Annotated in this window: 27 protein-coding genes; all 27 read right to left on the bottom strand. The window is 53.1% G+C overall.

From position 1 onward, the window contains the following. Nucleotides 1-157: 157 nt before the first annotated feature. The 27 genes from H6F76_RS00440 to H6F76_RS00310 all read right to left on the bottom strand — a co-directional run bounded on the left by H6F76_RS00440 (nucleotide 158) and on the right by H6F76_RS00310 (nucleotide 23,532). The gene (locus tag H6F76_RS00440) at nucleotides 158-325 is read right to left on the bottom strand and encodes a DUF1427 family protein (protein WP_190504954.1); all 168 of its coding nucleotides are present in this window, start codon (nucleotides 323-325) and stop codon (nucleotides 158-160) included. A 51-nt stretch (nucleotides 326-376) separates the two neighbouring features. Further along, on the bottom strand, nucleotides 377-1,765 hold the full coding sequence (locus H6F76_RS00435) for an epoxide hydrolase family protein (protein ID WP_190504952.1): 1,389 nt from the start codon (nucleotides 1,763-1,765) through the stop codon (nucleotides 377-379). 51 nt (nucleotides 1,766-1,816) lie between these two features. Next, complete coding sequence (locus H6F76_RS00430) at nucleotides 1,817-2,866, bottom strand: alpha/beta hydrolase (protein WP_190504950.1); 1,050 nt, start codon at nucleotides 2,864-2,866, stop codon at nucleotides 1,817-1,819. A 3-nt stretch (nucleotides 2,867-2,869) separates the two neighbouring features. Further along, complete coding sequence (locus H6F76_RS00425; RefSeq protein WP_190504948.1) at nucleotides 2,870-3,466, bottom strand: redoxin domain-containing protein; 597 nt, start codon at nucleotides 3,464-3,466, stop codon at nucleotides 2,870-2,872. A 172-nt stretch (nucleotides 3,467-3,638) separates the two neighbouring features. Continuing rightward, nucleotides 3,639-5,402 carry an MOSC and FAD-binding oxidoreductase domain-containing protein gene (locus H6F76_RS00420; RefSeq protein ID WP_190504946.1) on the bottom strand — a complete coding sequence of 588 codons (1,764 nt, stop codon included), beginning with the start codon at nucleotides 5,400-5,402 and terminating at the stop codon, nucleotides 3,639-3,641. A gap of 91 nt (nucleotides 5,403-5,493) precedes the next feature. Next, complete coding sequence (locus H6F76_RS00415) at nucleotides 5,494-5,673, bottom strand: hypothetical protein (RefSeq protein ID WP_190504944.1); 180 nt, start codon at nucleotides 5,671-5,673, stop codon at nucleotides 5,494-5,496. Then, nucleotides 5,666-7,114: a peptide-methionine (S)-S-oxide reductase MsrA gene (gene msrA / locus H6F76_RS29460; protein WP_199321832.1), complete on the bottom strand. Its 1,449-nt coding sequence runs from the start codon at nucleotides 7,112-7,114 to the stop codon at nucleotides 5,666-5,668. Before msrA ends, H6F76_RS00415 begins: the two co-directional genes overlap by 8 nt. 116 nt (nucleotides 7,115-7,230) lie before the next feature. Continuing rightward, on the bottom strand, nucleotides 7,231-8,160 hold the full coding sequence (locus tag H6F76_RS00405; protein ID WP_190504968.1) for an SDR family NAD(P)-dependent oxidoreductase: 930 nt from the start codon (nucleotides 8,158-8,160) through the stop codon (nucleotides 7,231-7,233). A 66-nt stretch (nucleotides 8,161-8,226) separates the two neighbouring features. Then, nucleotides 8,227-9,273 (bottom strand): redoxin domain-containing protein, encoded by a 1,047-nt coding sequence (locus H6F76_RS00400; RefSeq protein ID WP_199321830.1) that lies wholly within the window; start codon nucleotides 9,271-9,273, stop codon nucleotides 8,227-8,229. An 88-nt stretch (nucleotides 9,274-9,361) separates the two neighbouring features. Continuing rightward, on the bottom strand, nucleotides 9,362-10,354 hold the full coding sequence (locus H6F76_RS00395) for a nitrilase-related carbon-nitrogen hydrolase (RefSeq protein ID WP_190504964.1): 993 nt from the start codon (nucleotides 10,352-10,354) through the stop codon (nucleotides 9,362-9,364). 77 nt (nucleotides 10,355-10,431) lie between these two features. Further along, entirely contained in the window at nucleotides 10,432-11,787 is a 1,356-nt protein-coding gene (locus tag H6F76_RS00390) for an epoxide hydrolase family protein (RefSeq protein ID WP_190504942.1), read from the bottom strand. Nucleotides 11,788-11,812: 25 nt separating this feature from the next. Continuing rightward, nucleotides 11,813-12,646, bottom strand: coding sequence for a response regulator transcription factor (locus tag H6F76_RS00385; RefSeq protein ID WP_347275962.1), 834 nt, complete (start codon nucleotides 12,644-12,646; stop codon nucleotides 11,813-11,815). Nucleotides 12,647-12,764: 118 nt separating this feature from the next. Then, nucleotides 12,765-13,091 (bottom strand): NIPSNAP family protein, encoded by a 327-nt coding sequence (locus H6F76_RS00380; RefSeq protein ID WP_190504959.1) that lies wholly within the window; start codon nucleotides 13,089-13,091, stop codon nucleotides 12,765-12,767. Nucleotides 13,092-13,095: 4 nt separating this feature from the next. Next, nucleotides 13,096-13,806, bottom strand: coding sequence for an SDR family oxidoreductase (locus H6F76_RS00375; protein WP_190504940.1), 711 nt, complete (start codon nucleotides 13,804-13,806; stop codon nucleotides 13,096-13,098). A 51-nt stretch (nucleotides 13,807-13,857) separates the two neighbouring features. Next, on the bottom strand, nucleotides 13,858-14,712 hold the full coding sequence (locus H6F76_RS00370) for an oxidoreductase (protein WP_190504938.1): 855 nt from the start codon (nucleotides 14,710-14,712) through the stop codon (nucleotides 13,858-13,860). A 359-nt stretch (nucleotides 14,713-15,071) separates the two neighbouring features. After that, entirely contained in the window at nucleotides 15,072-15,515 is a 444-nt protein-coding gene (locus H6F76_RS00365) for a cupin domain-containing protein (RefSeq protein ID WP_190504935.1), read from the bottom strand. A 183-nt stretch (nucleotides 15,516-15,698) separates the two neighbouring features. Then, nucleotides 15,699-16,469 (bottom strand): SDR family oxidoreductase, encoded by a 771-nt coding sequence (locus H6F76_RS00360; RefSeq protein ID WP_190504933.1) that lies wholly within the window; start codon nucleotides 16,467-16,469, stop codon nucleotides 15,699-15,701. Nucleotides 16,470-16,595: 126 nt separating this feature from the next. Then, nucleotides 16,596-17,108, bottom strand: a complete 513-nt coding sequence (locus tag H6F76_RS00355) for a DUF2721 domain-containing protein (RefSeq protein WP_190448508.1) — start codon at nucleotides 17,106-17,108, stop codon at nucleotides 16,596-16,598. 38 nt (nucleotides 17,109-17,146) lie between these two features. Further along, entirely contained in the window at nucleotides 17,147-17,449 is a 303-nt protein-coding gene (locus H6F76_RS00350) for a hypothetical protein (protein ID WP_199305193.1), read from the bottom strand. A 185-nt stretch (nucleotides 17,450-17,634) separates the two neighbouring features. After that, nucleotides 17,635-18,219: an NAD(P)H-dependent oxidoreductase gene (locus H6F76_RS00345; protein WP_190504931.1), complete on the bottom strand. Its 585-nt coding sequence runs from the start codon at nucleotides 18,217-18,219 to the stop codon at nucleotides 17,635-17,637. A 61-nt stretch (nucleotides 18,220-18,280) separates the two neighbouring features. Continuing rightward, on the bottom strand, nucleotides 18,281-19,219 hold the full coding sequence (locus tag H6F76_RS00340) for an NAD(P)-dependent oxidoreductase (protein ID WP_190504929.1): 939 nt from the start codon (nucleotides 19,217-19,219) through the stop codon (nucleotides 18,281-18,283). Nucleotides 19,220-19,411: 192 nt separating this feature from the next. Then, nucleotides 19,412-20,092 carry a VOC family protein gene (locus H6F76_RS00335; protein WP_190504927.1) on the bottom strand — a complete coding sequence of 227 codons (681 nt, stop codon included), beginning with the start codon at nucleotides 20,090-20,092 and terminating at the stop codon, nucleotides 19,412-19,414. Nucleotides 20,093-20,330: 238 nt separating this feature from the next. Further along, the gene (locus H6F76_RS00330; RefSeq protein WP_190504925.1) at nucleotides 20,331-21,038 is read right to left on the bottom strand and encodes a DUF2808 domain-containing protein; all 708 of its coding nucleotides are present in this window, start codon (nucleotides 21,036-21,038) and stop codon (nucleotides 20,331-20,333) included. Nucleotides 21,039-21,159: 121 nt separating this feature from the next. Further along, on the bottom strand, nucleotides 21,160-21,627 hold the full coding sequence (locus H6F76_RS00325) for a VOC family protein (protein WP_190504924.1): 468 nt from the start codon (nucleotides 21,625-21,627) through the stop codon (nucleotides 21,160-21,162). Between the two features lie 294 nt (nucleotides 21,628-21,921). Further along, complete coding sequence (locus tag H6F76_RS00320; protein WP_242036450.1) at nucleotides 21,922-22,350, bottom strand: cupin domain-containing protein; 429 nt, start codon at nucleotides 22,348-22,350, stop codon at nucleotides 21,922-21,924. A gap of 155 nt (nucleotides 22,351-22,505) precedes the next feature. Continuing rightward, complete coding sequence (locus H6F76_RS00315; protein ID WP_190504921.1) at nucleotides 22,506-22,928, bottom strand: response regulator transcription factor; 423 nt, start codon at nucleotides 22,926-22,928, stop codon at nucleotides 22,506-22,508. Nucleotides 22,929-22,974: 46 nt separating this feature from the next. Next, nucleotides 22,975-23,532: a thioredoxin domain-containing protein gene (locus tag H6F76_RS00310; protein WP_190504919.1), complete on the bottom strand. Its 558-nt coding sequence runs from the start codon at nucleotides 23,530-23,532 to the stop codon at nucleotides 22,975-22,977. Between the last annotated feature and the right edge of the window lie 100 nt (nucleotides 23,533-23,632).

Below are 23,632 nucleotides of genomic sequence, written 5' to 3'. Positions count from 1 at the left end.
ACCCATCCAGTGCAAGCGCTTGCACCACTCTCTGGCGGAAGTCATAACTGTAAGCTTTTGCCATAGCAGCGCACCAAGAGACGACTACCCTTAGTCTATGTCCTAGTCGAACTGGCGACAGCTATAGCTGGACATGTGAGACTCCTTTTATTTCAAACTAGTGAAGCAAAACATACTTTAACTGCTCAATCGACCAGGCACCCAATAGAATCCCCAGAGCGCCAACGAATCTCATTAAAGGAGGTGCAGGTAACGGCAGTTTCAGCCACCCAAATAGGACACCGACGATCCAGCCTGCTACAAGGGAAAGCATGAATTCTTTCATGAGTTAATACCTCGTTGTTTGAATTGGTGAATTAGATATTCAATCTGGTGGTCACCGCTGCGAGTTTGCTGCCAGTGACCTGAATGCCGCACGGATTTCCTCGGAGAAGAGCTGCGGCTGTTCCCACGCCGCGAAGTGACCGCCCTTGTCAGCCTCATGGAAGTAGATCAGATTGCGATAAGCGCGCCGAGCCCACGTCTCTGGTGCTCGATATATCTCCCCCGGAAATACCGTGATGGCTACTGGAAGCGAGATCTCGTTGGTCTTCTGCGCGATCGCGTTCAAGAGGCTAGCCTTGTTCTCCCAGTACAGCCGAGCTGACGAGACTGCGCTGTTCGTCAACCAGTACAGCGTGATGTCATCCAGCACCTCGTCTTTCGTCGGGGACTTTTCGGAATTGCTGCTGCTTGTCCACTGGACGAAGCCTGGATGCCCGAGCAGCCATGCCGCAAGTCCGATCGGTGAGTCCGTTATGCCATACCCGATCGTCTGTGGCCGTGTGCCCATGATCACGGCGTAGGCCCGTTCCTTCTTATTGAAGGTGTCGAGTGAGTCGAATGCTGCCCGTTCCTTCTCGGATAGTCCTGCTGGTGCAGGTCCGCCGCTGGCGAGCACTGGGGCTACATCGGGCGGAATCGTTGCTGGCAGGTTGATGTGGATGCCGAGTAATCCTGCCGGTGCCTGGCGCGCCATCGCGCTGGTGATGGGGGACCCCCAGTCACCGCCCTGAGCGACGTAGCGGGTGTACCCGAGGCGCTTCATCAGCTCAGTCCAGGCTCGTGCGATGCGATCGGGATCCCAACCAGTGCCCGTTGGCTTGCCGGAGAAGCCGTAGCCGGGAATTGACGGGATAACCAGGTCGAAGGCATCCTCCGGACGACCCCCATAGGTCGTCGGGTCAGTCAGCGGACCGATGATCTTTAGCTGTTCAATGACCGATCCGGGCCATCCGTGCGTGACGAGCAACGGCAACGCGTTCGGATTTTTGGAGCGGACGTGGATAAAGTGAATGTCCAGTCCGTCGATGTTCGTGATGAACTGCGGTAGAGCATTCAACTTTGCCTCGGCTTTCCGCCAGTCGTACTTCGTTCCCCAGTAACGGACGAGCTCCTTCATCGTCGCCAGTTGCACGCCCTGCGACTGGTCAGTGACAGTCTCCTTGTCAGTCCAGCGGGTTGCTGCAATGCGTTGGCGGAGATCGTCGATCGCCACTTGTGGGACCTGGACCCGGAAGGGGCGGATGGCGTTGTCTGCGATCGCGATCGTCTTATCCGCAACTTGGGTTTGTGCGCCGATTTGGGCGAATTGCTGCGCAAGCACGCGAGCGGGCGGAGCCAAAAATACCGCTGCCGCCAAGAGCGCGACGAGAAGTCGCGACAGGACGAAGGCACCTGAGGTGCGGGCTTTGGTTTTGTAATGTACTTTTTTCAGGTTGGTCATGGGTGTCTCTTGGCTGCAAATGGTTCGTTCCCCAACTCAGGCTAAACTCGATTAGTAACCGTCAACTTCGACGACAGCTTTAGCAAATTCCTGTGGCGCTTCTTGCGGCAGGTTGTGTCCGATGCCGCCTTTGATAGTGCGGTGCAAATATTTGCCCGAGAATTTCTGGGTGTAGGAACTGGGATCTGGATGTGGTGCGCCGTTGGCATCACTCTCCAGCGTGATGGTAGGCACAGTGATCATGGGGAATGTGGCGAGTCGCTTCTCAAACTCGTCATACTTCGACTCGCCTTCAGCTAGTCCGAGCCGCCAGCGGTAGTTGTGGACCACAATGCTGACGTGATCCGGATTGTCGAAGGCCGTAGCGCTGCGATCGAATGTCGCGTCATCGAAGTTCCATTTCGGCGAGGCAAGTCGCCAAATGAGCTTGTTGAAGTCGTGTCGATATTTTTCGTAGCCGAGCTTGCCGCGTTCCGTCGCGAAATAAAACTGGTACCACCATTCGAGTTCGGCCTGCGGCGGCAGCGGCATCTTGTTGGCTTCACGGCTGCCGATCAAATAACCACTCACGGAGACGAGGGCCTTGCAGCGATCGGACCAGAGTGCCGCGATGATGTTGGCGGTGCGCGCACCCCAATCATAACCAGCAAGGATCGCCTGCTCGATCTTGAGCGCATCCATCAACGCGATAATATCGACTGCAAGTGCCGACTGCTGCCCATTGCGAACCGTTTCGTTGGAAAGAAAGCGCGTCGTGCCATAGCCGCGCAGATACGGGATGATCACCCGGTACCCCGCCGACGCCAACAAAGGAGCGACATCGACATAGCTATGAATGTCGTAGGGCCATCCATGCAGGAGGATTATCGGACGACCATTCGCGGGACCCGCTTCAGCGTATCCGACATTCAGAACACCGGCATCGACCTGCTTGAGTGGGCCGAACGACTTGTTTGTTCCTGGCTTCATCATGGGTAGAACAGCTGGTTTTGTTTGGCTCTGTGCGTTGGCAGAAGCGAATAGTCCTAGCTGTGTAGTCGCAATGGTCATGGCTGCAATGCCCAAAAAGCGGCGGCGTTGATGGTTGATTTTGTCGGACATTTTCTAATCCTGTTCGCCGATCGTTTGGGCGTAGGTTTTGCCGTACGGGTAGAAGCGTTCCTTGCGGCTTTCCTGCCACGCTGCTTTCAGTTCAGGTGTGGTGATGTCCCAATCCGGTCGGCATTTCTTAAGAACGGCGCGCAGGTCCTGGCGCAGCTCTTCGATAGTGGGACGCCCGAAGAACCAGTAGCCCATGTAGATCTTGTAAATGACCAGACCGGGTTCGAGGACGATCGTGTAAGGAATCATGGGATTGTGGAGCGGGTCTGTGTATTCGGCGATATCGAGATCTTTTTGGATTTTGCGTCCCGCATCGGAGAGGAACGGCCAGTGGGCACCGACGCCGCTGCGATATTCATTCGTCTCGGTGATGTTGTCGGTGCTGATCGTAACTAAACGACAATAGCCGACTTCAATTTCACGATGGAGTTGCACCAGCCCTTCAGCCTGCCGACGATCCTTAGGACAGAACCCTCCGCGGCTGAGGACGAGAACCATCGGATGTTGCCCTTGCAGCTCAGAGAGCTTCCGGCGTTTCGCGGTGTGGTCGGGCAGTTCGTAGTCGGGGAAAACCACCCCTGGAACAATGTCAGATCGCATAGGAAATTCTCCTGAGGAATGGCAATTAAATAAGTTCGATAGTTGGTACGGGCGGGTTTTGCCGTCAAATCTATTGCAGGGGGCAGATTGGTCTGCTAAACCCGCCCGTACAGTTTGGGAATTTATTAAATCCACGAATTCTTAATGGTTTCATGTTCGTTGCCAAGCATTTTTAGAGATCAATTACCGTGTCTTCCTGCGGGCGCGCGCAGCAAATCAATAGATTTCCGACTGCTGGAGCATCGAGCGGTTCGGGGTCATAGTTCACCGATCCGGAGATCAGCCCAGACTCGCACATATGACAAACTCCGGTTCGACAAGACCAACGCACCGGGACATCACAGGCTTCCGCGAGTTCCAACAGGCTCTGGAATCTGGAGCCCCAGGCAACCGTGAGCCCAGTGCGGGCAAATGAAATACTTGGACCTTCACCGACGGGACCCGTTGGCGCGTGTGGTGCCCGATGCGATGCCCCCGTCACGCCCGGCGTAATGGACTTGCCTGAACCGAAAGCCTCGGTGTGAATGCGATCGGGTGCCACACCCCGATCGACCAGTCCAGCAGTGAAGTCTGCAAGAAACGGGGATGGTCCGCACAAATAAAAATCGGATTCCAGGGGCACGCCCAATGCTTCGAGGACATTTACAGTCAGGCGTCCGGTTGCATCGAAATCAGAACCCGATTGGTCAGTGGGATCCGGCTGGCTGTACTGCACGTGGCTGTGGGCGTTCGGTAGCTTAGCCAGTAGCTCGTGGGTTTCCTGGGCAAAGGGATGTTCTCCACCGTTCCGCGCGCCAAAAATCCACCAGACTGGGCGCACGGATGCTTGGGCTACCAGCGCATGGAGCATCGCCAGCACCGGAGTCACACCGACGCCCACGCTCAATAGCACCACAGGACGATCGCCCGATCGCAGGGTGAAAGCACCTCGAGGTTCGCTAACATCCAGCACGTCGCCGGTACGAAGCTGGGTGCTGACGTAGGTGCTGGCAACTCCGTGCGGCTCCTGCTTAACGCTGATGCGATAATGACCCGCATCAGGTAGACCAGACAGTGAGTAGCTACGTAAGACCGGAGGCGCATCCGCTTGAGGACGAAGGCGCAACACCACGAATTGCCCAGCTTGAGGAACGGTGAGCGGGCGATCGTCGGTCGGTTCCAGCACCAGCGAGACCACGTGACTGCTCTCACGATCGATGCGAGCCACTTTCAAAGACCGGAATCCGGGCGTAGCGGTAGCCATCTGTTCCGGTGCAACTAGCCCTGCATTGCCTGTGCGCGACCCTGGTTGTGCCATTTGCTGAAGCATCGCCTCGAAAGAAGATTGCCAACCAGGGCTTAGAGCTGGGATACGCAGCGCGCGCTCGATGTCTTCCTTGGCAGCTCCGGGAAGATAGAGCAGCGCGTCAACCGAGGCGACAGTCAGGTGCTCCGGACCTTCAGCAACTTGAATGATTTCATCGCCAGCGCCGACCTCGCCCTCTTCGATCACGCGAAAGTAAAACCCTGGGCGGCGATGCTTCACCAGCAGAGATGGCATTCTGGGATCATCCATGCGAATGCCAACCCGATAGCAGGTTACACGCGGCTGTGTGACCTCAAACAGCGCTCCACCAATCCGGTAGCGATCGCCGATGCAGACCTCACTGTCGGCTAGACCTTCTACAGTGAAGTTTTCGCCGAATTGCCCAAATGTGAAATTGCTCCGCTGCAGTTCGCGCTCCCAGTAGCGATAAGAATCCATTTGGTAGACGAACACAGCGCGCTGCTCGCCACCGTGACCGGCCAGATCACCTTGTGCATCGCCATCAATGTTGAGTAGTCGAACCAGGCGGCGTCCTTGAATCGGCTCTTTCCACACTGACGTATACACAGTCTGCCCACGCCATGAAATCTCGCGAGGAAGACCAACGTTGACTGATACCAATCTTGCCATGGAGACTCTCTCCTATTTCCGGTTGGGATTCTTCTAAAGCGGCAGGCTGCGTACTTGGCTAATTGTCTTGCTCCACTCCAACAGTTGCTCCTCAAAACTGAGTGCGTCCGCCGTCAACTGCGAGTTCAACTTCTGTAATGTAGGAGGCATCGTCAAGTTCAGCAGGCTTAGTCACATCCGCTGAGACCACGAGCGCGTCTGGACCCAGCGCCTGAGTTGATATCCGCGCCACGCCGCGCCGTGTCGATACGCCTATCTGTTGCTTAATCACGCAGGTAATGGCAGGTGTATCCGCCGGGATGCTTGCGCAGGTAGTCCTGGTGGTACTCCTCAGCGCTGTACCAGGTCGCGGCGGGTTCGATGCTCGTGGTAACTGGCCGCTTCCAGCGCCCTGACGCGGCGACATGCGCGATGACGCGTTCCGCGATCGCCTGCTGCTCCTCCGTCTGCGGAAAGATCGCCGAGCGGTACTGCGTCCCGACGTCGTTGCCCTGACGGTTGAGTGTCGTGGGGTCGTGCAGGCGGAAGAACCAGCGATCAAGCAGCTCCTCGAAGCTAAGCACCGATGGATCGAAGGTGACGCGGATCGCCTCGGCGTGTCCGGACTGGCTGTCGTGCGTGTCCTTGTACGTCGGGTTCTCAAGCCAGCCGCCCGTGTAGCCGACCTCGGTGTCAATCACGCCGGACACCTCGCGCAGGATGTCCTCAACGCCCCAAAAGCAGCCGCCGGCAAGCACAGCCACCTCCGCCTGCTGCACATCGATCGTCACCGGGTGAGTTGCTCCATTCTTCTCGTTCAGGTCGCCAGCTAGGTGTCCAACGACCGCGTAGCCTCCGCCCCACCAGCCCGTGACGATCGCTGCGTACTCGTCGGACGCCTCCTCCCACGTGTAGTGCCCCGCGTCGAGGACGGCAAGTTTGCTTGCGGGTAGCTTTTCCTGGAGGAACTCCGCATTGACTAGGGGCACGAGCGGGTCCCGCCGACCGGCGATGATCAGCACTGGCGTGCGGATACTGGGTAGCCGCTCGCCCAGAACCGGCAGATCCGTTGGAAAGTTGCGGACGTAGCGCATCGATTCGGCGAAGCGCGTGCCCTCATAGGAAGAGAGGTAGTCCTCGAGTGCAATGTCCGAAGGAGCTCGCTCGATCCTTCCCATCGCCCTGGTGACAAACTGTCGCCCGTCGGTGCGGCGGTATGGCTCGAGGTCAGGAGCCTCGACCAACTCCTTGAGCACCACACCCAGTTGCAGCGGCACTGCCGCACCCCCGCTCCCGACCACGAGGCTACGGAACTGTCCCGGCTGGAGAGCAGCGGCGAAGAGCGCGGCACTGGTGCCGATGTCGTGACCAACGACGTGCGGCTGCTCCAGCTCGAATGCGTCGGCAAGGCGCACAACGAACTCGCCCATCGCGCGCGGGGACATAAGCGCGTCGCGTCGCTCGGAGTGTCCGAAGCCCGGGAGATCCACCGCCACGAGGTGCGCGTGCTCGGCAAGCCGCGACCACGTCGGCTCAAACGCATACAGGCTCTCCGGCCACGGACTGAGGAGGAGGGCATGCACACCCCGCCCCGGGTCCTCGCTCTCGGCATAGCGGATGGATAGGCCGTCAATGGTGCGGAATTGCGGCTGTATGATGGGTTCGTTCCTCCCGATCGTACCGCCATCAGATGCCTGCCCGTTGTTTGGTTGCGTAACTTCTGATTGAGCCATGGTGTCCGCCTTTTGAGTCGTTTTGGATTTTTTGTTTGTGCATGACCGAGCCAACTAGCGTAGCGATCGAAACGCGGCACGAATCTCTTCGAGATCGGCACTACGAGCGACTACCCTCAAGCCGCGACCTGACTCCGCGTGAATTCAGCAGCATGCAATTTCACAAAGTCGTACATGCTCGTCGGCATCTTGCCAGTGAGCTTGAACAGATCATCTGTCGTGCGGTCATACCGCCCCTGCGCGTGAAGTTCAGCCATCACCGCGAGGTGGTTGACGAGATGGGTTGGCACCCCAAACTTCCGCAGCGTCTCAGCCCATGCTGAGAGCGGCACGTCACGATAGCGAATCGTGCGATCGAGTGCCTTGGAAAAGATGCGCGCGTAGTGGTCCAGATCGGCTGACTCAAACCCAGTCAGATTGTAAACCTGACCAATGTGCAACACCGGGTCGGCAAGGATCACGGCAATGGCATGAGCCACATCAACTGCGGAGATCGGTGAGGTCTTGCTGTGACCCAGCGGCAGTGCCAGTTCATTGTTATCCCGGATGCCAGCAGCAGCGAGACGCAGGAAAAAGCTTTCCAGGAAGACCGTCGGTCGCACTGTGACGACTGACAGCCCTGACCACGCCAATGCCTGTTCCGCCAGCCAGTGCAGCTTATACTGCGGACTGTCGGTGGTCTCGGTGATGCTCATCTGCGTCACCGTCATCTGCGACATGTTCACAAAAGCTTCGACGCCGTGGTGGCGCGCCACCGTAGCGGTGTTGACTGTAGCTTCGAGATAAGCTGGCGAAACCGACATGCCAAAATAGATGCGCCTAACCCCTGCGATCGCCCGGTGCATCGAGTCCAGATCGGTTAAATCGCCCTGCACGACCTCGGCACCGAGTTGGCGCAGAGCTTCAGCGCGTTCATCCTCCCGCCGGACTAAGGCACGCACCTGATGTCCCTTAGCAAGCAGCATTGCGGTGAGATTGCGTCCGATCGCACCGAGATCGCCAGCCGCTCCGGTCACGAGGATCGGGTTGTCATGTGTAGATTTCATCGTCATAGCATTTACCTTGCTTTCACTTTCCTGTCGCTCGTTGCGAAGGCGTATCTGTTTGCGTGATCAACCAAATGTGAATGCAAACGCCTCTACCCCAGCATCCAGAAACTCGATCTCGAACGATCGATCGCGGATACGCTGCGGCTGTCGGATTAGTTGGTATAACCGTTGTTCGGTAACCGTGCCTTCACCTTGCTCATCGAGGTCAAGTCCGCGAGCCGCAATTGCTGGCTGTCCGTCTAGGAGCACGCGAAACCGCATGGGCGTTCCTGGCTCAGTGGGTCCCATGACGAGATGTAAGTCGCGGGCATGGAAACGGTACGCGATTCGCCCGCCGGGTTGGTTCAGGACAATGGCGTGTCTACCGATCGTCCAATCGCCTAAAAGCGCCCAATGATTACGGCTCAATTGTGCGGGAGCGGTATATGAATGAGGTTTGTTTAACACCGCGCTGCCGGGAGCCGCAAAATTCTCCGTTCTTTGGTAGCCGAGGTAGTTCTCAGGCGATTTCAGGTTGCTCCAGTCGGCGGCAACTTCAAAACCGCGAGCTGCAACTTCGACCATTTCTGGACCGACACGACCCGTTCCAGACTCAGACAGGAGCTGTTGAATCACCCGTTCCGATTGCTCGTACTTGCCCTCGCCGAATTGGTGATGACGAATGCGTCCTTGCCGGTCGATAAAATAAAGGGCTGGCCAATAATGGTTCCCGAACGCACGCCATACGGCATAATCGTTATCCACGGCGATCGGATAGTCAATGCTGCTTGCCGTCAAGGCTCGGCGGACGTTATCAGTATTCTTCTCGAATTCAAACTCCGGCGTATGTATACCAATTACTACTAGTCCCTGATTCTGATACTTCTCGGCCCACGCGCGAACATAAGGGAGTTGGCGCAGCCAATTGATGCAGGTATAAGTGCAGAAGTTGATCAGCACGACTTTGCCATGCAGTTCGTCAACGGTTAAGGGCTGTGAATTGAGCCACGCGATCGCGCCAAGCAGCGAAGGCAGTTCGCCTTCAATCGGTAACTTAGCCGTTGCTGATGTAGTTTGCTGTATGGTGCAACCGATCATGCCAAGCTGGGTGGCAGCAATAGTTGTAAGCATGGTTGTTAGGAAGTAACGGCGATGATGATTGATTTTTTGGGACACGTGCTGACCTTCCTGTAGGTGCGTGCCGATCGATACGGTGGCATTAGAGGACAGCGACGGTCCTCTCCTCGTCGACAGCCGCACACATAGCCTCGGACTTGGGATGTTCAGTCCATTCATGAATGGGTGACGTAGGCGTTCGATCAATCAGCAAGCTAAGCAGTTCGGGGCGGCTGTAGTGTCCACGGGCATCCATCAGCCGCTTGCGAGCATCAATCTGGGCAAAGTCAAGATCCGCGATGATTTCGCCTTCACCAGCCTGGATCGGTCCATCCATGATCGAGCCGTCCGGGCTAACGATCGCAGTAAAATTGCCACCCGAAATAGGACCGATCGCGCAACCCGTGTCCTTCATGATCTGGGCTTGCTGATCGGCATTCAGCCATGCGGTCGCACAGACGACAAAGCTGCCGGATTCAAGGGCGTGCTGGCGAACGTTAATTTCCGTCTGCTCCGCGAACAGTGGACCGGCGAACGATCCTGGATACATCGCCGAATGGATCTGCTCACCATCGGCGATCAGTGCGTAACGGGCGAGCGGCAGGTAATGCTCCCAGCAGGCGAGCTGCCCAATGCGCCCAACGGCGCTATCAACAGCACGCAGCCCCGATCCGTCCCCCTGACCCCATATCATCCGCTCATGGTAGGTTGGCGTAATCTTGCGGCGGCGCTGGATCAGCGTCCCGTCCGCATCGAAGAGCAACTGTGTATTGTAGATTGAGCCACCGTCGCGCTCATTAACGCCGATCGAAACGACCATGTTTGCTTCTTTTGCGGCTTCACCGATCGCCCGGGTTTCAGCAGATGGCACCGTCACCGACTCTTCCATCAACCGCAGCTGTTCCTTTGCCAATGCAAACGGGGCTAACACATAGGAGAAGTAGGGGTAATAGGGAATGATGGTTTCGGGAAAAGTGGCGAACTGAACGCCTTGTTGGCCCAGCTCACGGATCTTTTTCACGACCTTCTCAACGGTACCCTGCCGGCTGTAAAGCACGGGACTGATCTGCACGGCGGCGGCTTTAACTTTCATAATTTACTGTTTTTGTCGGGTGATAAAACGATTTCCGGTAACAGCCGGTTTCTTACAATCAGCCGGATCTGATATGGGGTTCAGCGCAGCGATCGAAACCCCGCCCTGAGTTCCTGAGCAAAAAGCATTGGCTGCTCCCAAGCTGCGAAGTGTCCGCCCTTTTCTACTTGGTTGTAGTAGATGAGCTTGGGATAGGCTCGTTCGGTCCAGCTCCGCGGAGCCTGATATGCCTCGCCGGGAAAGACACTCACCGCTGCCGGAATGGAGACACCCTTGGCGTTCCAAAAGCCACCCTTATATTCCCAGTAGAGCCGCGACGCGGAGACGCCCGTGTTCATCAGCCAATAGAGCGTGATGTTATCGAGGATCTCGTCTCGTGTCAGTTCGCCCGTGGTGCTTGTGGTTCGGTTCAGAGCCTCGAAAACTGCCGCGGCAGGCTGTCCGCCAGCATCATCGTGATCGAGCAGCCAAGCAGCCAAACCGACGGGCGAATCTGCAATGCCGTACAACGTTTGCGGGCGCGATGCCATGTACTTGGCGTAGGCGACTCTTTGCTTCAACGTTCTGTCTAGCTGCTCATAGGCGCGTCGTTCCTCAGCCGACAGACCAGATGGAGGTGGTTCGCCAGCCACAAGCGCCTTGTCAACATCGGCTGGAACTGTCCCAGGATAGTTAGTGTGAATGGCGAGCAAGCCCGCAGGTGCCTGCACACCCATCAGGTCAACGACAAACGCACCCCAGTCGCCACCCTGGGCAACGTAGCGGGTGTAGCCCAACCGCTTCATCAATACGTCCCAGGCACGTGCCATGCGATCGACGCCCCAACCAGTAGTAGTCGGCTTGCCGGAGAAGCCGTAGCCCGGCATCGATGGAATCACCACATGGAAAGCGTCTGATGCACTTCCGCCATGTGCCGTGGGATTGATCAATGGATCGATGATCTTGAGCTGCTCGATGATTGAACCAGGCCACCCATGCGTGACGATGAGCGGCAACGCGTTCTCGTGTTTCGATCGGACGTGAATGAAATGAATGTCCAGCCCATCGATCTCGGTGATGAAGTGCGGCAGAGCTTTCAGTTTCGCCTCGACCTTGCGCCAGTCGTAATCGGTTACCCAATAGCGCGCGAGTTTCTGCATTGTCGCGAGCGGTAGACCCTGCGACAGGTCACTAACGGTTTCCTTTTCGGGCCATTGCGTTGCTGCGATGCGTCGGCGGAGGTCGTCGAGTGCTTCTTTTGAAATGTTGATGCGGAAGGGGCGAATTGCAGTTGGGTCGGTGGGCGCGGTTCCACGTTGAGTTGTGGTGGTCTCTTTTGGTGTTGCGTTGCTCGGTTGTGCGTTTGCAGCACCGAAGCGACCGAGCTGCGTCGTCGCAAGGGTCGTCGCTGCAAGGCTCAAGAAGCGACGGCGTTGCTGGTTGATTTTGTCGGACATTGCTCGTTCTCCGATTGAATTTCGCTCAACTTGCTTTTATTGATTCGGCTCTTTGTGGCAAAGGTGACTCTTTCAAAGGTGGGTATGGGTGTTGGTCTAGCCCAGAAAATACGGTGAGCTGTTGCTGCTGCTGGCTTCTCAATACATAGCCAACACCGCGCACTGTGTGGATGAAGGGTGTTGCACCTTGTGCTGCTAGCTTGATGCGCAAGTAGCGAACATAGACTTCAACGACATTGGAGCTGACGAAATTTTCGTCACCCCAAACGGCATCGAGCATTTGATCACGGGTCAAGACTTGATTCGGATGGCGCATGAAGTATGCCAGCAAATTGAACTCTTTCGCCGTTAGTTCAATTTCCTGATGGCGATAGTAAACCTGACGTGCTTGGCGATCGAGCACAAGTTGCTCAAACTGGAGAAGATGTGTTGCTTTTGTTCCTTGTCTCAAGTGCGCTCGCACTCTAGCGAGCAGTTCTTCCATTGCAAAGGGTTTGCTCAAACAATCGCTAGCGCCTGCGTCTAAACCCATGACTCGTTCAGAAACCTGCCCCTCATGGGTTAAGACCAAAATGGGGACATCATTGTAAGTTAAACGCAACCGACGGCAGAACTCGATGCAGGAGATTCCAGGGAGAGTCCAACCCACAATAATTAAATGCGGGTTGGTCTGGCGAGCCGCCAATAATCCACTGAAGCCATCCCCTGTTAGGCTGACCTGATAGCCTTCACAGCTCAGTTCCCGCGCGATTAGTTGAGCAAGTTGACGATCATTTTCAATCAGTAGAACGTGTAATGTTGCTTTCATCACCGTATGAACACGATCGTTCGGGTTGATTTGAGAAATCGTTTGTAGCATCTTGAGGTTCTGCCTGGATTGCGTTTACAAAACTGATGCTGAATTTATTGTGGTTATGTAGCTATTACCAGCACGATTCAGTTGTGACAGGGGCAAGTTTCATCGATCGCCCCACCATTCACTGCACTGAAGAAAAGGCGGTCGGTGCCAGCAACTCGCTGCGGATGTTCTGCACAAGTTGTCCATCCTTCTCGCTTTCGGTTTTGATCGCGATCCATTCGGGGTCAGCGAGAAAGGCGCTCCAACGCTCCTGACGGTCAGCCATGCTGTTCCATGCCAGCAGGTAGGTGAGGTTACTCTCGCTCTCGCCAATTAGCGTCGTCCAGAAGCCAGCCTGACGGATGCCATGCTTTTCCCAAATCTGTAACGTGTGGTTCTGAAAGCGCGAAAGCAGCGCTGGTAGCCGTCCGGGCATGGCGTGATAAATGCGTAATTCGTAGATCATGCCTTCAATGACCCGCACTCTGACCGCCATCAACGTGAAGGATTTCGCCTGTCACAAAGCTGGCTGATTCGAGGTAGAGGAGCGCATCGACGATGTCGGAGATCTCGCCCATACGACCATTCGGGTGCATGGCAGCGAGTTGGGCATGGGTCTCGACAGGATGCATTGGCGTCTTGATGTTCCCCAGCGCAATGGCGTTCACGCGGATACCACGCTTGGCATACTCAATCGCCAGCGATCGGGTTGCGCTATTGAGTCCACCCTTCGTCAACGACGCGAGTACGGACGGTACGCCAGCGATCGGGTTGTCAACCAGGCTCGTTGAGATCTGCACAACATGACCACTGCCCTGCTTCTCCATCTCGGCGATGGCGAGTTGCGTCATGTGAAAGAAGCCAGCAATATTGGTGCCCAGGTACGTCTCGTAATCATCTTGGGTGTACTCGGTAAATGGCTTAGCAATGAAGATGCCAGCGTTGTTGACGAGTGTGTCAATGCGCCCAAAGCGGGTGACGCCTTCGATAATTGCACGCTCAGCAGTTTTTCGATCGGCAATGTCACCCGACACCGTTACGACTCCATCATCATCTGATGGTTGAATTGAGCGCGAGACTGCAACTACCCGATAGTTACGATCGCGATACGCCTTGACGAGGGCTGCGCCGATGCCCTGCGATGCACCCGTAATCACAGCAACTTTCTGTTCAGTGTTCATCGTAAAACCCCTTTGGAAATATTGTGTAAATGTTGTAGATCAGGCTATGGTCTAAGCCGCTACTCGGTAGTCATGGTCGGTGCTGGTTGCGACTGGGAGCCACGCTTCAATTTCCTGTGCCATTTTCGTGGCGTTGTTCTGGTACATCGAAACCGCGTCCTTCCCGACGGGCAAATGCAGCGGCGGACGTTCTATATTGGCGAGTTGAAGCATCACCTGAGCAAACTTTTTCGGATCTCCGGGCTGGTTCCCATGTAGTGCATCAGTTCCGCTCCGCATCCGTCCTACTGTTGCCTGGTAATCGTCGATGATGGTTTTAGCGGCAACATAGGAGTCAGTGCTGAGGAAGTCGGTCGTAAAAAGACCGGGGGCGACTGTCGTCACGTGAATGCCGAGCGGTGCCAGTTCGACCGCTAACCCTTTCGAGATCCCTTCGACTGCAAACTTAGTAGAGCCGTACAAGCCCCAGCCCGGAACCACATCGTAGCCAAATATAGACGAGATATTAATGACGTGCCCAGACTTTTGCTGGCGCAGGTGCGGCAACACGGCACGCGTCACATTCAGTAACCCAAACACGTTGGTGTCATACTGTTTGCGGACTTCAGCATCGGTGGCTTCTTCAATTGCCGTCACCATGCCATATCCAGCATTATTGACTAAGACATCAATTCGACCAAAACGGGCAATGCCCTGCTTGACAGCCGCTTGTACTTGGTCTTCCTGGGCAACATCCATCTGCACAACAGACAGCTCTGGGTGGTTGTCCAGGGTGGCGGCGAGTTGTGCGGGCTGACGGCGAACCGTTGCTACGACTCGATCACCTGCTGCCAGGGCTGCTTTGGTAATTTCTAACCCAAAGCCTCTGGAAGCTCCGGTAATGAACCATACTTTCTGCATTTTCATGGTGTGTCCTCGTTTTAGGTGTTGTCTAATTTATTGGCTTTAGTGAGCTTGCTGCCCACCTCGATTAATTTCATTCTGCTGCGATTGCACAACCCAAACCACTCAAGTTCTTTGAGTTAAAACGCGACTTAATCATTTGGATTGGAGGAAAGCAGCAGCAAGGGAAGTCGTTAGACCTGATCTACTTCAGGTGAGCTGCGTGATGAAGTAATTCTGGATTGTCCTGTTCACGCACATAACGTTAAGTGATATCAGCAATGGTGATGTTGCTATGATCCCGATTTACTAGCTCTAGAGTGTCTCCGGTTCAAACTTCGGTAGTGTCGATACACAAAAACCCTTGTGGGCAATTTTGCGTCTTACTCTTCGTTTATGACCAGGTTCTGCTCATCGGTATTGGCGATAAGCACTGCTAGCAGGCGCGCGGGTTCAGTATCACTGGCATTGGCGCTGACACGATGATGATCGCCAGGTAATTCAAAAAAGTTCTCACCAGCGTGATACACCTGCGCCGGATTATCATTGATTTTGCTACGAATCGCACCTTCCAGGACTGTTGCATAGATGAAAGCTGAGGCTGCATGGGTGTGAGGGATCGACGAGACACCTGGCTCATATTCGACCACCTGAACTTTCATACTTTTGCCGGGCACATTGGGAAGGGCGCGATCGAAGACCAACGTTACCTTTTCACCCAACACCTGGGCTGAAGCTGGGAATACGGGGAGTGCTGTGAATATGGAAAAAGCTGCGAATAGGGAGAGTGCTACGAATGCAAATCCGTGAAGCAATCTAGTAAACATTTGAGTTCTCCTTGCGTGAATACAAACGTGAACACGAGTTGATGAATAGAAATCCGTTCGATGTGCTCTCATGCTGAATCAAGCCGATCGCGGATTAGACAGGTGTCGGTTGAGTCGAGCGTTGCAAAACTCAGTAGTTACGCGATGTTGGGCTTTGTGTCATCAACTGAACCTAGGTCAGCATTAAATTCTCATTGCTGGTCTTTGAGCGATCGAGCGGTTAAGCCAGTCCTCGAAACGGGTCGAGCCGATGAGCGAGTTGCCTTGCGGAACGAGTTCATCATTCAACACTGCACCAAAGTAACGGGCGTGACTATCTACAACCACCTGACGTGAGTCGTGAGTTGCACTCAGGAATTGGCGAATGATTTCCTCGAAACGGAACCGATCTGGACCCGCTAAATCAATAATGTCATTGACTGGCGCTGCCAGTGTGATATCCACCAGTGCGGCAACAACGTCATCTGACCAGATGGGCTGGATAAAGGCAGGGGGCAAGTGAATCGTTTGTCCATCCGTGGGAAATTGAGCCGTGATTGGTTCGATGAACTCAAAGAACTGCGTAGCGCGAACGATCGTATAGGGTATTGTTGCGGACTGGATTAACTTTTCCTGAGCAACTTTCGCACGCATATAGCCGCTATCTGAAATGCGATCGGCTCCCACGATCGACACCACAATGTGATGAGCCACACCCGCGTCTGCCTCTGCTTCCAGCAGGTTCTGGGTTGATTTCTCAAAGAACTCCAACACCGCAGCATCCTCAAAGGAGGGGGAATTCGTCACATCAACAACAACTTGAGCACCCACTAACGCCTCAGCCAGTCCCTCACCTGTAACAGCGTTGACACCTGAGGAGGGGGATGCTGCCACCATCTCATGCCCGCGCTCACGTAGCTCGCTCACAAGCTTCTTACCAATCAGTCCACTGCCACCAATGACAACAATTTTCATGACAACACCTCTGATGATTTTAAGAACATGGTTGTTGAGTTTTGAGCCATCCGCAGGGAGTTATGAAAACACGAGAACTTACCCTTGCTTGAATGCGGAGGTCTTTGCGAATGTTTTGCTTCCAGTTCAATTTCCTATCGGCTTTGTGTGTTGGTGTCGGCACAGGCGACAAGTACGATGCACTTCTAATTGAATGGAATAGTGAGATGTGCGAAGCTCGTAGGCAATCAAAACCATTCCCCCAAATAGAACAGCAACTCCACCAAGAAAGACGATCAGTGCCATCTGTGCTAACCAACTGACATTAGTGGCGACTGCTATGGCAATGACCAGCATATCCAGCATAAAAATCAGGATGGAAGTATACGTAAGAACAAGGGCATCATGCACGAAATGATGGTGCTTCAGAAGATCCCTCAGCAGGGATTCAAGTTCTTGTACCCTCTGAGCTTTGTGCCGATTGTGAGCCAGATCGGACTCCTGCAAATCGTTCAGTTCCTGGTTGATGATGTGTAAGCGATCGCCGAGAGAACCGTACCGCACAATCAAGCCATTTATTACGATGGCACAAGCTGTAATCGTGACGACGGGCGCAATGATCAGATTAATTGCCTTTGTCACTTCTTCAATTGACGACATAATGCCACGCTCTTTTAGATACAGCGTTAACCATATCTCTATTTGATTTCGGCGGGATCGAATTCTGTGACTCGTCCTTTGCGGGCAGCCAGAAAGACATCGTAGGAGACACAATAGGCGATCGTGACATCATTGGCTTTGTTGTAAAGATGAACAACCGTGTCCGCTCCTCCTGGTTGAAGTGCAATGGGTTCCAGGTCACCAAAAAAGAGGCGACGAATAGTATCACCACTGCCCAATTCATCCCTCAATTTCCGTAACAGAGCCAGCTTTCCTTCCAGGGTTGGAGGGGTTGGATCAGCAGGCTGCTTTGCTTGAGTCATATTTGCTTGGGTCATCATTGTTCTCCAATGTTGTTGAAAGCTACTGGTCAAACTTTTTCATACACAGTCGCAGTCAAGTTGCGATGAAACTATCCTGCTCAGACAAGTTGCAGGTTTTTTGCCCAAGAGCCACGGTGGTGTGAACCTGGAAAGCTACACCTTTACCGCCTGGATCATTGAAACGTTGAAAGGCTCTACTTTGTTTAGACAGGGAGGTTAAGTTTGGCAGCCACTGTTGCAAGTTTGTTGCCAAGCTGCAGGATACTTGTCTGTTTGGCTTCATCCTTCAGATTGCCATTGTCATCAAACGCTTGATGAGCGTTCCCAATTGCCTGCTGATCTGGCAACACCAAAACCCCAATGTTACCAAGAATGGAACGGACGTGAACTAATCCTCTTAAGCCTCCCAACGTTCCAGGGGAAGCACTCATTAACACCGCAACCTTTTCGTTGAAACACGCTAGTGGAGGTTCGCCCGGTTCAGAACGCGATGCCCAATCGATCGCATTTTTCAGCAGTGGAGTGATTGAACTGTTGTATTCTGGGCAGGCAATGAGGAACCCCTGATGCGCTTTCATCAGAGCTTTGAGCTTGAGGACATTCTCTGGTATGCCCTCAGCCACCTCCAAATCCTCATCGTAGAGCGGTAAGGGCAGATCGCGGAAATCCAGGTAGGTCACTTCTGCACCTGCGGCTTTAGCGCCTTCAACGGCAATTTTCACCAGTTTTTTGTTGATAGAATCGTGGCGAGCACTCCCGGCAAACGCGAGAATTTTGGCAGTGGTCATGAATTTCTCCTTCTAGTGTCTCGTGATGTTTTGAGCTATCCACAGTGAGTTATGAAAACTGTTAACTGGCATGAGCCGCAACGGTGTTAACCATCCATTCCAAGGATCGTGGTTGAAAATTCAGTTCGCGTTTTGCCTTGGCATTTGATGCACCTCGCATCTGAGTCTGGTAGTAAACAATATCCGCACCGCCTTCCAGTTTGAGCGCATCTTCAACCGATACTCGCGGTGGGGGTGGAGCATTCAGCGATCGAGCAAACGCAGGGAGCCAGTCGCGCACGGCTAAAGGTTGATCATCGACAATCTGATAAATACCAGGATTGCCCTGCTCTGCCGCTGCAACTGTGGCGATCGCGGCATCCTCAATGTGTAACCATGACCAGATGCCTTCGCCATTGCCCACAATTGGCAACTGTTGCTGCCGCACCTGTTGCCCTACATCGCCATCCGAGTTGAACCAGGTGCCGGGTCCGTAGAAGAAACCATAGCGTAAGGCAATTCCTTCGAGATTGGATTCCAATAAACGATGTTCAATCTCAGTCATAACGCGAGACTCTGCGGCAACGACGGGGGAAGCATCAAGCACTAGAGGCGTTTCCTCATCTGCCAATCCAGCACCAGGAATGCCCCAGATGGCGATCGACTGTCTCAGGTAACGGCGCACCCCTGCTGCCTGTGCTGCCGCCAGCACATTGGCTCCACCTTCTAACCGGATGCGCGTATTCAGAGGACCTGCCGCAGCCATGGATTCGCGAGTGTAAGTCTTGGGTAAAGCAGTGAGTTGTTCAATCACGACTTCCGGTTGAGCGTGAGCAATGGCTTCTTTGACTGAGTTTGGGTCAAATACATCGGCGATCGCTGGTTCGATTCCCTGTGCCGCAAATGACTGTGCTCTTTCTTGCGAGCGGGTCAGCGCGACCACATTATGTCCTTTAGCAAGTAATTGGTTGAGTAGTGGGCGACCGATCGCTCCTGTTCCCCCGGCAACAAAAATCTTCATCTGTAAATCCTCTAAATCTTGTTGACTAGCACGGCACGACATTGCATTGATGATGGAAGGGGTAGAGAGGATGATAAGTAGTTCCTTGGCTCTTCTGCTGCTCTACTTCTCTACCCATTGCCTGGTCATACTCCATGTCGTAACTTTTGCTTCTGTTCTTCAGCGATCGATGTTCCGTTACTGCTAACCGCATTATCTAGAAAGAACAGGAGAAGCTTCCTTCATGTAACGGTCGGCGGCGGCAGCGGCTTCTTCTGAACTGCTGCCATTCTGACGCGCACTCAAATAGGGGGCGTACCAGTCCCACCAGTCATGCTTAGCGTGTGTCTTTTCGTAAGGGTCGTGGTGTTCTGCCGTCTCGCGCAGAAGGGTTGCCAAGGCTGCAACGTCTGTTTGTGGAGCATCCCACAGGCGACCAGGAAGCCGCGTTGTGATTTCCTGTAGTAGCCAGAGGTTCCCGTCTGGGTCCTCAAACGAGGCAAAGGAGAAATAGGAACGACCTTCCGGGTCGCGCCCATCGACGCGCGGGTTCTCTACAGCATTGTTGAAGGGTCCGCCAGCGTAGTGGAAGATCTCGCTGACGTTGACACCACGATCGATCAAGTCTTTGCGGGCGGCATCGAGGTCATCCACGGCAAGAACCAGGTTTTGCGCCGAGCCAGAACTATTTGGAGTGACTCCCTTGCCAAAGATGATTGAGGCGTCCGAGTTGGGTGGTGTCACATGCACGTTGCGGTAGCCGCCCGCTGCAACGTCAATGTCAAGCCGCCAGCCAAGCTTCTCGTAGAATGCCTTCGTGCGGTCAACGTCGGAAACGGTGAACACCACGACTTCAAGTTTCATGTTTGGACGGTTTACTTGATTGCTACTCATTTTGTTCTCCTTTTGGTTAGTAAGTTTGCTGTTCAAGTTGCTACTGTTCATTCTTCTGCGATCGCCCCATGCACACCACTCAAGTTCTTTGATTTAAATCGCGACTTAAATGGGTGTTCTTCTGGACTTTTAACAGGCAGGTGAATTGAGCTGTACCCAGGGGTGGGAGGAATTGAACGGATGCCTCTAAGCCATCTGATGTTCAATTCATCCCTAAAATCAGCGAGTGGAACTCTTCTTAGTTTGAGTTGCCGTAGAAGTTGATGCGTCCATAGCCTAAAAACTGCCCAAGCCCGTTCTCTCCCTCTGGATAAGCGGTCACCCCAAACAGATAAACACCACTCGAATGTGGATTTTTCTGAACCGGAAGGGAGAGCGTGACTGTATTACCAGGCAAAACAGGTTGATTAAACACAACGGTTGCCTCACCTAGATTGGTGGACTGATCACCACGGACACTTGCCAAACGAATTTCAGGTCCTGCTGCAAATCGTCTGCCGATGGATGCTCTATTGTTGGTAACATTAAATTTGACCGTTTCTGCGCTAGGTGCTTGAGCAATCGTTACTGCTTTAAGAGGCTGTCCAGCATCTTGAGGAACGGTCAACGTGAATTCGTAGGTAGAAGAGACACTGCCTCCGTTTGGCAGAGCAGCAGCCCGCACCAACTGTGGCGGATGGCTGAAGAAGGATTGCCCAGCTTGACCAATTCCAATACTTTTTTGTGACCGGAACTGAGTTGTTTGAGATTGAGGTGTTTGAGACGGGGTTGATTGAGACTGAGTTGTTTGAAGTTGGTTCGTTTGTAATCCCAACTGTTGCAGGGTGACGTCATACTTAGTTGAAACATGAGATGCTAATGCCGGGCTGGCAGTAGTCTCGTGCTGCTGTGTAGCGACAGCAAGGGTTGCCAGGGCAATGCCGATAGTAAATTTCTGGAATTGCATGGTCAATCTCCTTAATGTAAATGAATTAAAAGGGACGTGACTAGACGAGTCAATCAACGGAATCAGAGGGAGTGCGAATTGATGCTTGAATTTGAACTGACAGGACAGCGCACGCGATCGCTTACCGTCCGGGAAGCCGCACCCTAACCTCTTGGAGTATCCAACCATTGCCGTCTGGGTCACTGAACGAGGCATAGGAGGCATAATCGCCACGTTTTGGGTCGGGACCTGGCACTCGTCCCTCAGTTCCGGCATGGTGAAAGATCCCGCCGATGTCGTGGAACACTTCACTCACCTCGACACCCCGCTCAACAAGTTCGGCACGGGCTGCTTCAATGTCGTAAACGATGAGATACAAGCCTTGAACTGAGCCTGGCTCGGCTAACGACACTCCTTGCCCGAAGATGATCGAGGCTTGTGATCCAGGTGGGGTAAATTGCACGACTCGGAAGCCATTCTCGCCAGGAAAGTCAGCATCGAATCGCCATCCTAGTGTTTTATAGAAGTCTTTGGAGCGATCGACATCGGCAACGGGTATCACCACAACTTCGAGTTTCATGTCTTGGCTGGTTATCGGATTGCTACTCATTTTGTTCTCCTTTTGGTTGGTAAGTTTGATATTCCGATTGGTTACGTTTCATTCTTCTGCGATCGTCCAATACACACCACTCAAGTTCTTTGAGTTAAAACGCGATTTAATGACTTGAATTGGCGGAAAGCAGGAGGAAGTGAGCCGGAAGTCATTAGACTTGATTTCAGGCAAAACAGGTTGATCAAAGACAATCGTTGCTTACTTGGGTTAGTAGGCTAGATCACCACCGACGTTTGCCAAATGAATTTCAGATTTGGCTGTAAGCTGTCTGCGGTATAGGCTTTACTGTTGCTATATTCTCATTGCACCGGTAGGTAAAGTTTCGGGCGGACCTAGAGTTTTATCCCCGATTTCAGCACTAATGCGCTCAAAGAGAGCCATATCTGATGTTGCTGTTTTATCCTGTGTCCCTACCGTTTCAATCAGGCGTGCAAAGGCACTGGGGGCAGCAATGAATAATCCGCGAGCTGACTTTTCGCTGAGTGCGGCAATAACATGAGCTGTGCCGATAGGAATGAAGAAACTTTCACCTGCGCCTAGCATGACCTTATTCTCACCTGCCCAGACTGTGGATTCACCTTCCAGCACATAAAGTTGTTCAGAATAACGGGTGTGGCGACGGGGAGGAGTTTGTGAGCCAGGTGGGAAATAGCCTTCAATCAGATCATATTGGTCCCTCAGTTGTAGTTTAGTCGGCAACAATGCTAAGGCGAGAACCAAAAAACCAGAAAGATTATGTCATGAGCTAAAAACCCCTGGATAACTGCATCAACAAATGCCGCCTTTAAATGATTGAGGCTAAATGTGCATGACATATCAACCAAATGTTTACAGTTATATGGGACATTGATAGCCTTTTTCACATCGGCTTATTGCTAGTGAACTAGACCGATTCGGAGGGCGCGAATGGCGGCTTGAGTTCGATCGCTGACGCAAAGCTTTTGCAAAATACTGCGAACGTGAGTTTTAACCGTTGCCTCAGCGATGTAAAGCTTTTGAGCAATGATAGGATTTCTATCGCCCTCAACAATTAATTGCAATACCTCTAACTCGCGGGGAGACAAGGACTCAACGAACATAAGATGCCTGGACTCTGGCTCAATTGCTCGAATTGAAACTGTTTGAGTGTCATTACTATATTCAACCTGAACAGTATAAGAATGCTTCAGTGCCTCTGCGGCTGTTTGTGCAACATGCATGAGTGCGTGCTTGACTGGAAAATTCTTGAAAGAATCAATTTGAGTTGGCAATTTCAAAGGTTCGAAATCGTTTTTGATCGGTAATGGAGTAGAAATCATGAAATGCTCCTCGTTGAGATACTTGTTAGGATAAGCAACAAAAACCTTAATGAATAATGTTGACAATGCTTGCCATCAATGGCTCAATGCTCCATTGGTTTGTGTATTGAAGGTTGTTAATAAACAGTGCTGGTGCAACCATTACCCCACTTTGAATTCCACCTTCAATATCTTCATTGATGCGATCGACATACACTCCTCTCGATAAATCTTGTAGAAATTGGCGAATACTGAGTCCTAGATGACTGGCATACTCTACTAGATAGCCATCCCCTAATTCGTGTTGATGGTTGAACAATGTCTCATGCATCTGCCAAAATTGACCTTGAGCCGCTGCTGCTTCTGCTGCTTCTGCCGCTCGTTGAGCACGAGGATAGATTGGACGCTGTGGAAAATGCCGAAAGATGAAACACAAATAATTCTCCCAAAAGGAAACGTTAAGCTGCTGTTGAACATCTTTAATTAACCTGTAGACCTCTGCACATTGAGAACATTGATAGTCTCCGTACATCACTAACACTACAGTTGCACTCAACTCACCTTTTACGTGATCTTGTATTGAAGGAAGAACGGATAACAAACTGTGGTTATGATCATGATTCACTGATGCCTCCGACGGAAAGTATGCGACTCGGGATCGATCGCTTAGAACCTCTTCTGGTGATTAATTTTAGGTAAACTGATGCTCTATACCCACCAGTTGG

This window comes from Leptolyngbya sp. FACHB-321 (assembly GCF_014695975.1).
In the GTDB taxonomy this organism is placed as follows: Bacteria; Cyanobacteriota; Cyanobacteriia; order Leptolyngbyales; family Leptolyngbyaceae; genus Stenomitos.
This window is presented reverse-complemented; position numbering and strand designations above follow the sequence as displayed.

Bases quoted from the DNA above. Each gene is read 5' to 3' on its own strand.
- H6F76_RS00325 (WP_190504924.1), bottom strand. From the start codon at position 21,627: ATGAGTAGCAATCCGATAACCAGCCAAGACATGAAACTCGAAGTTGTG.
- H6F76_RS00330 (WP_190504925.1), bottom strand. From the start codon at position 21,038: ATGCAATTCCAGAAATTTACTATCGGCATTGCCCTGGCAACCCTTGCT.
- H6F76_RS00400 (WP_199321830.1), bottom strand. From the start codon at position 9,273: ATGCTTACAACTATTGCTGCCACCCAGCTTGGCATGATCGGTTGCACC.
- H6F76_RS00370 (WP_190504938.1), bottom strand. From the start codon at position 14,712: ATGAAAATGCAGAAAGTATGGTTCATTACCGGAGCTTCCAGAGGCTTT.
- H6F76_RS00405 (WP_190504968.1), bottom strand. From the start codon at position 8,160: ATGAAATCTACACATGACAACCCGATCCTCGTGACCGGAGCGGCTGGC.
- H6F76_RS00345 (WP_190504931.1), bottom strand. From the start codon at position 18,219: ATGACCACTGCCAAAATTCTCGCGTTTGCCGGGAGTGCTCGCCACGAT.
- H6F76_RS00430 (WP_190504950.1), bottom strand. From the start codon at position 2,866: ATGTCCGACAAAATCAACCATCAACGCCGCCGCTTTTTGGGCATTGCA.
- H6F76_RS00350 (WP_199305193.1), bottom strand. From the start codon at position 17,449: ATGATGACCCAAGCAAATATGACTCAAGCAAAGCAGCCTGCTGATCCA.
- H6F76_RS00315 (WP_190504921.1), bottom strand. From the start codon at position 22,928: ATGATTTCTACTCCATTACCGATCAAAAACGATTTCGAACCTTTGAAA.
- H6F76_RS00435 (WP_190504952.1), bottom strand. From the start codon at position 1,765: ATGACCAACCTGAAAAAAGTACATTACAAAACCAAAGCCCGCACCTCA.
- H6F76_RS00355 (WP_190448508.1), bottom strand. From the start codon at position 17,108: ATGTCGTCAATTGAAGAAGTGACAAAGGCAATTAATCTGATCATTGCG.
- H6F76_RS00335 (WP_190504927.1), bottom strand. From the start codon at position 20,092: ATGAGTAGCAATCAAGTAAACCGTCCAAACATGAAACTTGAAGTCGTG.
- H6F76_RS00440 (WP_190504954.1), bottom strand. From the start codon at position 325: ATGAAAGAATTCATGCTTTCCCTTGTAGCAGGCTGGATCGTCGGTGTC.
- H6F76_RS00360 (WP_190504933.1), bottom strand. From the start codon at position 16,469: ATGAAAATTGTTGTCATTGGTGGCAGTGGACTGATTGGTAAGAAGCTT.
- H6F76_RS00375 (WP_190504940.1), bottom strand. From the start codon at position 13,806: ATGAACACTGAACAGAAAGTTGCTGTGATTACGGGTGCATCGCAGGGC.
- H6F76_RS00380 (WP_190504959.1), bottom strand. From the start codon at position 13,091: ATGATCTACGAATTACGCATTTATCACGCCATGCCCGGACGGCTACCA.
- msrA (WP_199321832.1), bottom strand. From the start codon at position 7,114: ATGGCTCAATCAGAAGTTACGCAACCAAACAACGGGCAGGCATCTGAT.
- H6F76_RS00420 (WP_190504946.1), bottom strand. From the start codon at position 5,402: ATGGCAAGATTGGTATCAGTCAACGTTGGTCTTCCTCGCGAGATTTCA.
- H6F76_RS00385 (WP_347275962.1), bottom strand. From the start codon at position 12,646: ATGCTACAAACGATTTCTCAAATCAACCCGAACGATCGTGTTCATACG.
- H6F76_RS00365 (WP_190504935.1), bottom strand. From the start codon at position 15,515: ATGTTTACTAGATTGCTTCACGGATTTGCATTCGTAGCACTCTCCCTA.
- H6F76_RS00390 (WP_190504942.1), bottom strand. From the start codon at position 11,787: ATGTCCGACAAAATCAACCAGCAACGCCGTCGCTTCTTGAGCCTTGCA.
- H6F76_RS00425 (WP_190504948.1), bottom strand. From the start codon at position 3,466: ATGCGATCTGACATTGTTCCAGGGGTGGTTTTCCCCGACTACGAACTG.
- H6F76_RS00340 (WP_190504929.1), bottom strand. From the start codon at position 19,219: ATGAAGATTTTTGTTGCCGGGGGAACAGGAGCGATCGGTCGCCCACTA.